The organism is Sporosarcina sp. P29 (genome assembly GCF_002743265.1).
Classification (GTDB): Bacteria; Bacillota; Bacilli; order Bacillales_A; family Planococcaceae; genus Sporosarcina.
Map to the genome: position 1 here is coordinate 1 of NZ_PDYX01000137.1, position 373 is coordinate 373.

The window sequence follows — 373 nt, forward strand, 5'->3', positions numbered from 1 at the left end:
CCTGCTGGAGTTTGTGCGTGGGTTTAACACGCAGAAAGTCTTCTCGGGTCTGGAAGTGGCCTATCGCGGTATGGCGGATGCGTTTGCAGGAGTCGTTATGCTGCTGGTTGCAGCAGGCGTCTTCGCCCAGGGTCTGAGCACCATCGGCTTTATTCAGAGCCTGATTTCCATCGCCACCTCGTTCGGCTCGGCCAGTATTATCCTGATGCTGGTTCTGGTGGTGCTGACCATGCTCGCCGCCATGACCACCGGTTCCGGTAACGCGCCGTTCTACGCCTTCGTTGAGATGATCCCGAAACTGGCTCACTCCTCAGGCATTAACCCGGCCTATCTCTCCATCCCCATGCTGCAGGCGTCAAACCTCGGTCGCACC

1 protein-coding gene is annotated in these 373 nt (G+C 58.2%); it reads left to right on the forward strand.

Annotated elements, in window-relative coordinates:
- A partial coding sequence (gene dcuC, locus CSV68_RS16915) for a C4-dicarboxylate transporter DcuC (protein ID WP_199175063.1) occupies window positions 1-373 on the forward strand: 373 nt, incomplete at both ends.